At 61.7% G+C, this 13,193-nt stretch carries 11 protein-coding genes and 1 pseudogene; 7 read left to right on the top strand and 5 right to left on the bottom strand.

The features are described from left to right. Positions 1 to 45: 45 nt before the first annotated feature. Complete coding sequence (locus AC1D1G_RS02610) at positions 46 to 2,058, bottom strand: oxidoreductase (protein ID WP_477950939.1); 2,013 nt, start codon at positions 2,056 to 2,058, stop codon at positions 46 to 48. After that, positions 2,055 to 2,906: an NAD(P)-binding domain-containing protein gene (locus AC1D1G_RS02605; RefSeq protein WP_477950938.1), complete on the bottom strand. Its 852-nt coding sequence runs from the start codon at positions 2,904 to 2,906 to the stop codon at positions 2,055 to 2,057. Before AC1D1G_RS02605 ends, AC1D1G_RS02610 begins: the two co-directional genes overlap by 4 nt. A 565-nt stretch (positions 2,907 to 3,471) precedes the next feature. Between AC1D1G_RS02605 and AC1D1G_RS02600 the strand changes: the two genes are divergently transcribed. From AC1D1G_RS02600 to AC1D1G_RS02570, 7 genes and pseudogenes are all read left to right on the top strand, one after another. Further along, a complete protein-coding gene (locus AC1D1G_RS02600; protein WP_477950936.1) occupies positions 3,472 to 3,876 on the top strand; it encodes a VOC family protein in 405 nt (134 codons plus the stop codon). 97 nt (positions 3,877 to 3,973) lie between these two features. Beyond that, a complete protein-coding gene (locus AC1D1G_RS02595; protein WP_477950934.1) occupies positions 3,974 to 4,729 on the top strand; it encodes a TetR/AcrR family transcriptional regulator in 756 nt (251 codons plus the stop codon). A 642-nt stretch (positions 4,730 to 5,371) separates the two neighbouring features. Next, positions 5,372 to 6,592, top strand: a complete 1,221-nt coding sequence (locus tag AC1D1G_RS02590) for an acetyl-CoA C-acetyltransferase (RefSeq protein WP_477950932.1) — start codon at positions 5,372 to 5,374, stop codon at positions 6,590 to 6,592. Between the two features lie 39 nt (positions 6,593 to 6,631). Further along, positions 6,632 to 7,363 carry an SDR family oxidoreductase gene (locus AC1D1G_RS02585; protein ID WP_477950930.1) on the top strand — a complete coding sequence of 244 codons (732 nt, stop codon included), beginning with the start codon at positions 6,632 to 6,634 and terminating at the stop codon, positions 7,361 to 7,363. Positions 7,364 to 7,388: 25 nt separating this feature from the next. Beyond that, complete coding sequence (locus tag AC1D1G_RS02580) at positions 7,389 to 9,185, top strand: acyl-CoA dehydrogenase (protein WP_477950928.1); 1,797 nt, start codon at positions 7,389 to 7,391, stop codon at positions 9,183 to 9,185. Positions 9,186 to 9,204: 19 nt separating this feature from the next. Next, entirely contained in the window at positions 9,205 to 9,966 is a 762-nt protein-coding gene (locus AC1D1G_RS02575) for an SDR family NAD(P)-dependent oxidoreductase (RefSeq protein ID WP_477950927.1), read from the top strand. Positions 9,967 to 10,273: 307 nt separating this feature from the next. After that, positions 10,274 to 10,594: pseudogene (locus AC1D1G_RS02570) on the top strand (transposase); the annotation flags it as partial. A 22-nt stretch (positions 10,595 to 10,616) separates the two neighbouring features. Here AC1D1G_RS02570 and AC1D1G_RS02565 read toward each other — a convergent pair. The 3 genes from AC1D1G_RS02565 to AC1D1G_RS02555 all read right to left on the bottom strand — a co-directional run bounded on the left by AC1D1G_RS02565 (position 10,617) and on the right by AC1D1G_RS02555 (position 13,051). Then, positions 10,617 to 11,051, bottom strand: coding sequence for a transposase (locus AC1D1G_RS02565; protein ID WP_477950925.1), 435 nt, complete (start codon positions 11,049 to 11,051; stop codon positions 10,617 to 10,619). Continuing rightward, positions 11,020 to 11,334 (bottom strand): transposase, encoded by a 315-nt coding sequence (locus AC1D1G_RS02560; protein WP_477950923.1) that lies wholly within the window; start codon positions 11,332 to 11,334, stop codon positions 11,020 to 11,022. The genes AC1D1G_RS02565 and AC1D1G_RS02560 overlap by 32 nt, the downstream gene beginning before the upstream one ends. A 391-nt stretch (positions 11,335 to 11,725) precedes the next feature. Further along, a complete protein-coding gene (locus AC1D1G_RS02555; protein ID WP_477950921.1) occupies positions 11,726 to 13,051 on the bottom strand; it encodes an MFS transporter in 1,326 nt (441 codons plus the stop codon). Between the last annotated feature and the right edge of the window lie 142 nt (positions 13,052 to 13,193).

Here is a 13,193-nt window from a genome sequence, read left to right as displayed (position 1 = left end):
GAAGCTCCTTCAGAGATGAACCGGCCCGGTCGCGACACGCACCCGTCATGGGGTGACCAGTTTCAAAGCTGTGCCCACTGCGGACAGCCGGTCGGCGGCGTGCAGGCCATCCCACATGGCATTGTCGAGACGTCGGGGTGCCAAGCAGTCGCCGATGCGAACCACACGATGGTCATCGCCCAACTGCTGGTACAGGGTGTCGTCGACGGCGCTACCGGTTGCCAGAACCACGGTGTCGAAGCTGCCCAGTTCGACGGGCACGCCGGAGAATACATCGTAAGCTTCGACTGTCTTATCTCGAATGGTGCCGATCCAGGTGTGGGGCCGTAGCTCTACCCGTGCATTGCGCAACCGCTTGTACAGGAATTCCTGGCCGGCCCCGCTCCAGAGTCCCACCGAGGTCGACCTCGTCACGATGGTCACATCTAGACCGTTCTCTGCGAGGTATTCGGCAGCCGTGGTCGCGTGCCCCTGAAAATCGTCCTCGACGACGAGAACTCTGTTCCCCACCGACGCGGTCGCGTCGAACACTTCCCATGACGTGACGACATGCGGCAAGTCGTGTCCTGGTACGGCCCTGGCATCCGGTCGGTGAGTAGTGAAGCCGGTCGTCCACGGCCTCGAGCCTGTTGCGAGAAAGACGTGATCGAAAGTAGAGAGGTCGTCGACGGTCGCTGTGACACCCAGGTGCACCTCGACACCCAGGGTGTTGAGTCGGCGACGTAGATGTTCGATCAGCAGTCGAAACTCCGATCGACTTGCCGAGCGTGACGCCAGCTCGATTTGGCCACCCAACGTCTCGCGGGTTTCGAACAACACGACGTCGGCGCCGCGTTCGGCGCAGGCTGCCGCTGCCTGCATGCCTGCCGGGCCACCACCGACGACCACGACCGATTGTCGGGTGACCTGCCCCCGGGTACTCGACCACTCGAACCCGACCCGAGGGTTGACGGTGCATTCCATCTGTCCGCCTTGAGCGGTCTTGCCGACGCAACCCTGGTTGCAGCTGATGCATGGTCGAACCTGGCTGAGACGGCCTGATGCGACTTTGGCCGGCATGGATGGGTCTGCGATCAACGCCCGATTCATCCCCACCATGTCGGTATAGCCCTGCGCCAGAATCGACTCGGCGACAAGAGGGTCCTTGATTCTCGTGGCGACAATGACCGGGATGGACACCGCATCTTTGATCGCTCGGGCGGCGTCGACGAAAAGTCCGGTGTCGTGCCCCATATCGGCAATCCACAGTGGATAGTTTTCGTTGCTTGCGCCGCTGACATTCAGATAGCTGACCCCACCGGTCTGCTCCAACAGTGTCGCCGTGATGATGGCGTCGTTTGGGGTGTTACCGCCGGCAATCATGTCGTCGCCGTTGATGCGCACACCCACCAGGAAGTCCGCGGAGACCACTGACCGGATACGTCGGACAATCTCACACACGACGCGTGCGCGGTTTTCGTGTGAGCCACCCCATTCGTCGTGGCGATGGTTCATCTGGGGAGAAACGAATTGGGCGAGTCCGTAACCCTGCGCTGCGAGGAGTTCGACTCCATCCCAACCGGCTTGCTCCATGAGCGCCGCGGACCGAGCGAAGCTCGAGATCATGTCTTCGATCTCCGATGCTTCAATCTTCTTGGGTATCTCCCGAACAACAGGGTCGGGTAGAGGCGACGCTGACAGAAGCGGCAGATGGCTCAGACGTGAGGAACCTTGGCGGCCGCCGTCCCAGAGCTGCGCCAATAGCAGCGAACCATGCGATTGGACAGCCTGTGCGAGCTTGCGATGGCCCTCGACCGCCTCCGGGGAGAAGGCGTAGTTTTGTCCTCCTCCGGTCTTCGACCGATCCCATGCTGCCATGTTTCCGACGACGATCATTCCCACGCCGCCCGCCGCTCTTTCGGCGTAGTAAGCGATTTGCTGTTCTGTGACCATTCCGTTGGACGCGTAGTACGTGCCATGCGGGGGTGAGACGATGCGGTTCTTCACTACTCGAGAGCCGATACGCACCGAACTTGTCAGGTGCGGGAATGCCATCCCGTCTTTCCACTCTTCGATCATGACCGTGTCCTTTCTGGATCGGCAGCCTCGAGTAGCCCCCGGGCAGCGCTGACGGTGGAGGTGAGTTCATTCATGGACGCGCGATCGAACGGCGACGACGGCAACTCACCGCCGAGTAACCGCGCGTCTTTGAGCAGGAGGTCGACTTGATTGTCCGAAAGGGTGGCCAGGGCGTCACCGGCCGCACTCGATCCTGAGGACGCCCGGATGACTTCGCTTGCGATCGACGGGTCGACTCCCTGCTCGTGTGCGGTAGTAAGCCCCACTGCCGCACTCAGCACATTGCGGGCGGCCAGGGTGTTGTTGATCAACTTGAGCAACGAGGGTTGACCGACGGTGTCGAACGGGAACAGTCTCGCAAAGACGTCGTGCAACAGGGCTTCTTCGAGGGCATCGGGTTGCGGACCTGCGATCAGACCGGTGAGTTCGCCTTCTCGCGCCCTCACCTCGCCGCCTGAAACGGGTAGCTCGAACAGACGCCACGCTCGATGCGCGTCGACGACGCGGCGGGCGTCCGATGGAGTCATCGTGGTGACGATGAAGGCGCTGGCGCCGTCGTCCATCGCCGACCGCACGCTGTCGTCGGACAACACCGCTTCGATTTGTTGCACCGTTCGCACCGCGATGAACATGCACCGGACATCGCCCCAGTCGATACCATCGAACGAGGACACCGCCCGACTTCCCGTTTGCTCCTGCCACTCGCTCGCACGGACCCCGTCGACGTCCATGCCGATGATGTATCGGCCTTGTTCGGCCATGTGACGGGCAATTCCACCGCCAATGCCGCCGAGTCCGACCACCACTACCTGTGTGCGGCGATGCGCATAATTATCGGCCTGTTCCATCGTTCATCCACCTCACCTCGACATGGGACGTTTCGCTGGTCTGTTCCGGATCGACGGCCGTGGGAATGGCGAACGAGGACGGCGTATCGGAGCTCGTCACCGGCCGCGTCCGCGCCGTTGTCCAATCCGCGGTAAGCCGCGCCGGTGTCGACGCTGCTGCGTCCATCATACGACTGAACCTACCCATAGGTTGAAAACCCGACTGTGAAGTCGACTCAAGTTGTATCATTCTTCTGACGCGGATTCCAGGGTTCCCAACGATTCGTGCGTCGAGGGGTGCCCGGTTCGACCCTGGACGACAGCCGCGTCGACCCCTCGGTCAGATGGCGTGATGTCGCGACCTGCGCGCGTGCCACTACGGTTCCGCTGCCGCGGGCTCGCCGAACGAATCCGACCGGCTCCTTGAATTATCGACCCCCGGGTCGGTACTGTCTCGGTGCAGACCCTTGAAGGTCAGCGTTCTGTACGCGCCCACCTACCAGCGCACGCCCACTGCGGCGAGGCCCCCGTGCAGATGTCCAGCGCGACAGCGAATTACACGACAACGCAACAACAGGAGACGAAGATGAGCCTCGCAGTCAATGGAATCAACATCGCCGTTCGCGACCTAGCGTCCGCGACCGAGCGTTACGAACGCCTGTTCGATGTCAGGGGCGAGCACGTCGGCCCCGACGGATTTGCGTTCCCCGGCCTCGAGGGTACGAAGCTCGACGTGGGGGGCTTCATCATCAGTTTGATCGCCTCGACCCAGGAGGGCACGTCGGTGGCGCGCTTTCTCGAGCGCCACGGTGAAGGCGTCTTTCTCTTCTCTGCGAAAGTAGACGACCTCGATATCGCTACGGACGAACTGAAGCAGCAGGGATTGTCGCCCCTGCTCGACGAGGCTGTCCGCGGAGACTTCGGGGCAGTCAACTTTTACCACCCCCGAGCACTCCACGGCGTGCAGCTCGAACTGATCGAGCATGCGTGACCAACGGGGCGCGTAGCTGCACTAACGCCGTCGTCGCGCTGATTGCAGTGCCCACCCGGTACCGGCTTGGCTGCGGCGGTGTCTATCCTCGGAAGCTATGACAACGGCTTCTGATCGTGCGGACGCGGCGGCTGCAAAGAGCGCCGGTGGTTCGGTACGCAATTCCGTGATGCGTGACCGCATCACAGAGGGTGCGGCCCGACTCTTCCAGGCCCGGGGGATCAACGGAGTCACCATGCAGGAAGTCGCTGCGGAGGTGGGGTTGTCGAAGGCGTCCATCTACCACTACTACGAAAACCGAGACGACCTGCTCCGACACGTCTTCGGGGACTGGGCAAGGGGTGAGGTCGAGAAAGCCCGGGTGATCGCTGCATCGGATGCCGACGCAGCTACCAAGCTCACAGCTTTCATTCGTTTCCACCTGAACTCCCTGGTCGATCACCTGGACCTCTACTCACTGACTTTTCGCGAAGAGAGCGAGCTTCCCGACGACGTCCGCGACGAGTTCCGAGCAGCCAAGCGCGAGCATGATGTGCTGATCCGGCAGATCATTCGAGAGGGCGTAGAGGCTCGCATCTTCGAACCAATCGATGAAACCCTGGCAGCATTTGCGATCGACGGCATGTGCAACTGGATCTGGAAGTGGTATCGCCCGAGAGAAGACGGTAAACCCGCTGACGACATCGCCGAGACCTTCGCCCACTTGATTCTGCGCGGAGTCATGACGACCACGTCGACGGCGTCCGCCGGCTGGCCCGAAGACGTCCAGGGCGTGGATGGTGCGCTTGCCTACCACGCCCGCGAGATACGGCATCACACAAGCCAGCTCGAACTCTTGTTGAGGAATCGGTAAATTTCAGCGCGTCGCCTTGAGTGGTTCTTCGAGGTACGCCTCTGACCCTCTCTGAGCGTCGGTACTGCACGCCCTTTAGACGGATCCCCGAGTTGACCGGGGTGCCACTCGTCGGCGAATGAGGCGGCCTCCGGCACGCGAATGGGCGGCTGTCGGACTGGGGCAGCACAGGGGTGCGTCCACACTGCACGGCCCCGACCAAGGACATCTCCGCAGACTTGCCTGGCGCCGCGGTGGGAGCGGTTGCGGCAGCAGACTATGGGCCCGACCGCGGTCGGCTGCGGATCACTCACACGACCCTTCCGCGCGCCGCACTCCGGCGTGCACCTGTTCGAGACGCACATGTTCTCGGCGTCCGCAGGGCAGGACGCAGACCCGCCGCAAGTCGGCCCAGTCGAACCGGCGCAGACTGCAAGTTCGGCGCTCGCGGTCGAGTCATACGTGTCGAAACCCGCTGAACAAGCGGTCCTGCTGCCGCACACCCAGGACCGCGTATTCGCCTGCGGCCGTTATGTAAGCACGCCGCATTTGGCTTATGACAGGCCTACTTGACCACCACTCCCGGCGCAGCCATACTGCGATAAGTAGACCGCAAGATCGAATATTCGACCCACTGGTCGACAACATGAACGGACGAAATTTATGCCTGAAGCAGTTATCGTCGCGACCGCCCGCTCTCCGATCGGTCGCGCAGTCAAGGGTTCACTCCGAGAGATGCGCCCCGATGACCTGGCAGCACAGATGGTGCTCGCCGCATTGGGAAAGGTGCCCGAGGTCGATCCCCGAACGGTGAACGACCTCATGCTCGGCACGGCTCAGCCCGCCGGCGAGAGCGGATACAACCTCGGACGGGCAGTGAGCGTTCTCGCCGGAATGGACCATCTACCGGGCGTCACCGTGAACCGCTACTGTTCCTCGAGCCTTCAGACCACCCGGATGGCGCTGCACGCGATCAAGGCAGGCGAAGGAAATATCTTCATTTCCGCCGGAGTCGAAACTGTCAGCCGTTTCAACAAGGGTATGGCCGACGAGAACCCCGAGACGCACAACGCCGTGTTCTCCGACGCGGAGTCCCTCACCGAACGACGTGCTGGTGGCAACCAGGACAGGTGGATGGATCCGCGAACAACCGGGGCACTTCCCGATCTGTACATCACCATGGGACAAACCGCCGAGAACGTCGCGGAATACCGTGGGGTCTCCCGCCGAGAACAAGACGAATTCGGCGTCCGCAGCCACAATCGGGCCGAGGCCGCGATCGAGCAGGGCTTCTTCGCCCGCGAGATCACACCCGTCACCCTCCCCGACGGCACCGTTGTCAGCACTGACGACTGCCCCAGGCCCGGAACGACGTACGACGTCGTCAGCAAGCTGAAGCCGGCATTCCGTCCGAACGGAACCGTCACTGCGGCCAACGCATGCCCGCTCAACGACGGCGCGGCAGCACTGGTGATCATGTCGGACGCGAAGGCGAAGGAGCTCGGGCTCACCCCCCTGGCCCGCATCGTATCGACCGGCGTATCGGGACTCTCACCCGAGATCATGGGTCTGGGACCCGTCGAAGCGACACGGCGCGCACTCGACATCGCCGGCATGAGCATCGGTGATATCGACCTGGCGGAGATCAACGAAGCATTTGCGGCTCAGGTCATTCCGTCGGCTCGTGAACTCGGCATCGACGAAGACCGACTGAATATCAACGGAGGCGCGATCGCACTCGGTCACCCCTTCGGCATGACCGGCGCCCGCATCGCCACCACGCTGATGAACTCGCTGGAATTTCACGACAAGCAGTTCGGCCTGGAGACGATGTGCGTCGGCGGCGGCCAAGGAATGGCCATGATTCTCGAACGCCTGTCGTGACAACCCCCTGACAACACTGAACCGAAAGCAAAAAACGCAATGGGCAACATCACGTACGACTTCACAGGCAAATCCGTCATCGTCACCGGCGCGGCCCGCGGCATCGGGCAGGCGATCGCGAGACATTTCGTAGAGGCACAAGCGACCGTGTTCATGGTCGACTTCGACAAGGACGAACTTGCCAGATCGGCCGCAGACGTCGGTGCAATCGGAATCCCAGCGGACGTCGGCGATACCGACAATGTCGAACACGTCATTTCGACCGTTGCCGCCGAGACCGGCCGCGTCGACATCGTCGTCAACAACGCAGGAATCCTGCGCGACAAAGTCCTGTGGAAGCTCACCGACGAAGACTGGAATCAGGTCCTGCAGGTGCACGCGGGAGGTACTTTTCGGTTTACCCGCGCAGCGGTCCCCCACTTCCGCAGGCAGGAATTCGGGCGCATCATCAATATCACGTCGTACACCGGACTCCGAGGCAACCGCGGACAGGCGAACTACGCAACAGCGAAGGCAGGAATCATCGGATTCACCAAGACTGCTGCAAAAGAGCTGGCTGCCTTCGGAGTTACGGTCAATGCGATCTCGCCCAATGCAGCCACACGCATGACCGCCACGATCCCGGACGAGAAGCTCTCCGAGCTCACCGGTCCGATCGCCCGGCTCGCGGACCCATCCGAGATGGCCGACGCCATCTGCTTCCTCGCGTCGGAGGAAGCCGCGTACATCACGGGCGTCGTGCTTCCCGTCGACGGCGGGGTGTCGATGTGATGTTGCACAGGCTTCGGAGATCTCGATGACCGACGTACTGTCACGACGCGACTTGGACTTCTTGCTGTACGAGTGGCTTGATGTGGTGTCGCTGACATCTCGCGAACGGTTCTCCGAGCACTCGAAGGACACGTTCGCCGCGGTGCTCGAACTCAGCGCGGACATCGCCCACAAACATTTCGCACCGCACAACAAGAAGTCCGATGCGAACGAGCCGACCATGTCGCCAGACGGTTCGATAGAGATGATCGCGGAGGTAAAGCAGGCTCTCGACATCTACTCCGCGGCTGGACTACTGGCCGGACAGTTCGACGAGCGCGTCGGGGGCATGCAGTTGCCGACGACGGTGTCCCGTGCTGCGATGGCGTGGTTTCAGGCCGCCAACGCCTCGACCTCGTCGTACCCGTTCCTCACCATCGCAAATGCGAATCTGATTTCGACCCACGGCACCGACCAGCAGGTCGACGACTACGTCCGCCCGATGATCGAGGGCAGATACTTCGGAACCATGTGTCTGTCGGAGCCGCAGGCCGGCTCGTCGTTGGCCGACATCACCACTCGTGCCGTGAAACAGGACGACGGCCGGTACAGACTCACCGGTACCAAGATGTGGATCTCCGCCGGCGACCACGAGCTGACCGAGAACATCATCCATCTCGTCTTGGCAAAGGTTCCCGGCGGCGGGTCTGGGGTGAAAGGAATTTCGCTGTTCATTGTCCCGAAATTCCTGCCCGGCCCGGACGGAGAACCCGGCATCCGCAACGATGTGACGCTGACCGGCCTGAATCACAAGATGGGCTTTCGCGGAACCACCAACACGCTCCTTGCCTTCGGTGACGGCACGCATCAGCCGGAGGGCGACGCCGGGGCGATCGGTTTTCTCGTCGGCGAAGAAAATCGTGGGCTGAGCTATATGTTCCACATGATGAACGAGGCGCGGATCGGCGTCGGGTTCGTGGCCATCGCCCTAGGCTATGTCGGCTACCTGAAGTCGGTCGAGTACGCGAAGGTGCGGACACAGGGCCGGGCACTGGGCGCGAAAGATCCGTCCTCGCCTCCAGAGGCCCTGGTAGAACACGCCGATGTGCGCCGCATGCTGCTGGCGCAGAAGTCCTACGTGGAAGGAGCGCTGGCACTCGGCTTGTACTGCTCCTTCTTGGTGGACGAACACGACAGCGCCGACAACAAGGAAGATGCTTCCAACGCGACGTTACTGCTCGACGTATTGACCCCGATCGCAAAAAGCTGGCCGTCACAATGGTGCCTGGAGGCGAACAACCTCGCCATACAAGTTCACGGAGGGTACGGCTACACACGGGACTACGACGTCGAACAGTACTACCGCGACAACAGGCTGAATCCGATTCATGAGGGTACTCACGGAATACAGGGCCTCGACCTGCTCGGCCGCAAGGTCACAATGCAGGACGGCGCTGGACTAAAGCTACTGGACTCGAAGATCGCGGCGACCGTGCAACGAGCACAGGCGATAGGCCGAGACGCCGAGCGTTATGCGACCGAACTGGCCTCTACCTGGAGACGAATTGTGGACCTGACAGCCGCGCTCTGGGAATCAGGTGACCCCTCACTTGCACTCGCCAACTCGACCATCTACCTGGAAGCCTTCGGGCACACCGTCATCGCATGGATGTGGCTGGAGCAAGTAATCGCCGCGGATGGTCAGGCCGGCAATTTCTACGATGGCAAACGGCAAGCGGCCCGGTACTTCTACGCTTACGAACTACCGAAGGTCGGACCGCAGGTGGAGTTGTTGGCGAGCTTGGACAGAACGACACTCGACATGAACCCCGCGTGGTTCTGATCCGCGGGAGCGCAGACTGATGACTATCCTCGACAGATTTCGCCTCGACGACCGCGTCGCGATCGTCACCGATGCTTCATCGGTGCTAGGCGCGGCCCTGGCCAAGGGTCTGGCCGAAGCGGGTGCAGACGTGGTCCTCGCCGCCCCTCGCACGGACGGCCTCCAAGAAGCGGCCGACATCGTCCGCCGTTCAGGTCGACGTGTGCTGACGGTTCCGACCGACATCACGGACCCGAGCCGCTGCACTGCTCTGGTCGAAGCGACACTGGACAAGTTCACTAGGGTCGATATCCTGGTCAACAACGCGGAACTCGTGTCCGTGGGACCTGCGATCGGTGAGAGCGTTGACGATTTCCGATCCGTGATCGATGTGAACCTTCACGGTTCCTACTGGGCGGCACAGGCATGCGGGCGAGTGATGCAACCGGGGAGCTCGATAGTGAACATCTCTAGCATCCTGGGAATCACGAACACGGGCCTGCCGCAAGCTGCCTACAGCGCGAGCAAGGCTGCCATCGCCGGGGTCACCCGCGACCTCGCCCAACAATGGGGTGGCCGAAAAGGCATTCGCGTCAATGCAATTGCTCCAGGTGTCTTCACAAATGCCATCAGCAGAAAATACCCAGAGAGCCACATCGAACAACTGGAAAGACGCATGCTCCTCGGACGAACCGGCGAACCAGAAGAGTTGGCGAGTACGGTGGTGTGGCTTGCATCCGAGGCAGGCGGTTACGTCACCGGACAGACGATAGTTGTCGACGGCGGCATCACCATCACTTGACCGGCACCATAACCGCAGGAGCACCCCGGATCCGGGTTTCAAATGCTTGATAGGTGTGAACGCCGGCGATCGAGAAGACGACCCTCGTTAGGCTCGCGCGCAGCTTCTGTCGATAGGTCGGGATTCGAGCCGCTGCTCTTCAAGAACTTTGTTGTGCTACAACGAGATAATTGGCAGAAGATGGAGACCATCCCCAATCTAACGACCCTAATGGTGTGTATCGAAAATAGTTGAGCATGTCTAATGTGGATGAACTGTCTTGTGATGCATTTATGTGACGCGTGGTAGGTGAGTTGTCTCATGGTTGGTGCCGGATGCATTGTGGGAGATCGTCGAACCGTTGGTTCCGCCTTTCGCCGCCCGCCCGCAGGGAGGTGGAAGCGCACCGGTCGACGATCGTGCGATCCTTACCGCGATCGTGTTCGTGCTGACAGGTGGGTGCGCTTGGCGGCACCTTCCGCCCTCGTTCGGAGTGACCGTCCCTACCGCGCACCGCCGGTTCGCCGCATGGGCGGCGGCCGGGCATTCGAAAAACTGCATCGCGAGGTGCTTGACCGACTCCGGCAGCGTCGGCGAACTGGACTGGTCGGCAGCGATACTGGATGCGGCAAGTGTTCGGGCGAAAAAGGACATCCCAAGAGCTTGAAATGTCAAGCAGCAGGCTTCTCGGTTTGATGTGACCCCGGCGGTCGTTTCGTCATAGCGGGTGTGGTTCTTGAGGCACCCGGGCAAGATGCCGACGAGCCGGTCCGCCAGCTGCCGCAGGGCGGAACCGTGACGAGACCGCGGTCGCGTTGTTGGTCGTAGTAAGCGCATGCTCCGGGAGAAGCTTGCAGGGCCGAGAACGCCTGAGAGTTCAGCGCATCGACGAGCCGATCGTTGTGCACAAACCGGGCTGCGACCACCTTCTTTTTGCCGGAGGCTCGGGTGATAGGACTGGTGGCGGCATAGTTCTTGCGGGCCTCGGTGGCATATCGTTCGGGGTCGTCGCCGAACTCACCGAGGACCCGGGGGCCAAGCAGCGGTCCGATCCCGGGCTGGGACATGATGATCTCAGCGTCGTCGGTGGCGGCCAAAATGCGCATCGACCTGCCCCTGCAACGCCTTGATCTCCGCGTTCAGCGTCGTCAGAATCGCCAGGGTAGAGCAGGTGGTCGCCGCATAGGCGTCGGTGATCACCGCCGCCCGACCCAGCTGCTCACTGCGCAGGGCGGCCTGGATTCGGTCGGTCTTGGTCTCGATGTCGCGGCGGCGGGCGTTCCGCAGCGCCGCAGCGATCTGACCGCGTGTCAGTCGCGCCGCCGAGGCCGGGTCCTTCCCGAGCAGCTCGAGGGCATCGATCGCGTCGAGATCGTCGAACGCCTCCAACGCGGCCGGAAAGTACTCGCGCAGAGCATGGCGCAGCCGCGGGGTGTGGCGGGTGCGTTCGAAAGATCAACGTCTTGTGCGCCCGGGCAACGACCTTGACCCCCTCGACCTCGGCGCTGCTCGCCGGCCACCGGCCGCAGCTGGTGCGAATCGGTGCGGACGCTGATCGCATAAACCGGCGCGGTCTAGGTCTTGCCTTCGGATTGTCGGTAGCCGGATGCCTGTGGAGCGAAGTTTTCCGACGCGTGGCGCTCACGCCAGGAACGTGACGTCCCGTCCCGACTGGGTGAGTCATGCTCCGAAGCATTCGCCGACTGCTCCTACGCCCAGGACCAAGATTCTCTTGTTCGGTCTTTCTACGCATCGGCGTCGACGCTGTCGGCTGTTCCCGTCAAATCAGCTTGCGGCCCTTGGTTTCGGGCGTGAACAAGGTCGTTACCAAGCCGATTGCAGCCAAGACGACAGTGTAGAGGACGAACATCCATTGCAGGTCTTTCCCGGCGAGCGATGTGAGTACATAAGGCGCAGTCCCTCCAAAGATGGCGACTATGAACGAGTACGGGACGCCGATTCCGGACGCACGAACGGCGGTAGGAAACAGTTCTGCGAAGTAGGCCGGCATGATCCCGACGAAGGCGCCCAGGAAGAACAGTGCCACCATCATGACGAGTGCGAGTCGAACTGGAGAGTCATTGAGCGCTTCGAACAGCGGGTACGGCAACACAATGAAAGCGATACTGAAGGTGGCAAAGATCGGTTTTCGCCCGACTCGGTCGGACAAAGTTCCCCACACGGGGAGGGTGAGCATGAAGAACACGTTCGCAATCACGCTGGCCCATAAAGCTCCCGATGCCGAGACATCCTTTGCGCTGATCGCGAAGCCCGAGATACCGATGGCCCAAGTGTAGTACACGACGGTTACACCGAGTGTGAGCCCCACAATTCGCACTAGGCTGACTTTGTTTGCGGCGAGGCCGCGCAGGAGGTCACGGGTCGATTGGCGTGATTGTTCTGTTCCGTCACCGGTTGACTTGGCTTCTTCGGTGAACGCCTCTGTTTCAGGAAGGGTGCGTCGCAGGAACAGCCCGACAAGACCGAGAAGGCCTCCTATGAGAAACGGAACTCGCCATGCCCAGTTCGCGATGGCCTCGCCACCTAGGGTGCTGGTGATGCCTGCACCGATCAACGTGGCGAGCACGATGCCTGCGGTGACCGAAACGTACAGACTGGTCGACCAGAGCCCGCGCCGAGCGGGGGGTGCGATTTCGGCGATGTATGTGTAGGAGGCTGCGATTTCCCCTCCGTGTGCGAGACCCTGCGAGAGCCGGGCAGCGACAAGGAGTACGGCTGCCCAAATGCCGATATGTGTGTGACTCGGTGCGACACCGATGACGAGGCTGCCGGCCGCCATGAGAAGCATTGATGCGGTCATCGAGAACCGACGTCCACGGCGGTCGGCCAACCATCCGAAGAAGAAGCCGCCGATCGGACGCATGATGAACCCGACGGCGAAGATGGCGAGAGTGGACAACAACGCAGCGGTCGGGCTGGTTCCGACGAAGAATTGAGTCGCGAAGAACGGCGCAAAGATCGCGTAGACGCTCCAGTCGTACCATTCGAGAGTATTACCCACACCGGCACCAAGTAGGGTGCGAAAACGTTCTGCAGGAACACCGATCTCGGACACTTGGGTGGGGTTCAAGCTTGACGATGGCATTGGGGCCCTCCTTGCGAGAATGCTAGGGCGCGGAGACGCGTAACCGCGGCGAATAGTGAGATCGCGTTCCCGGTTGGACTCGGCACGCGAACGAGAAGCGGGTGAATTCGGACGGCCGGCGGCAGGACGCAGGAAGGCGAGG

The sequence above is a fragment of the Rhodococcus sp. P3_B8 genome, from assembly GCF_056402775.1.
This window is presented reverse-complemented; position numbering and strand designations above follow the sequence as displayed.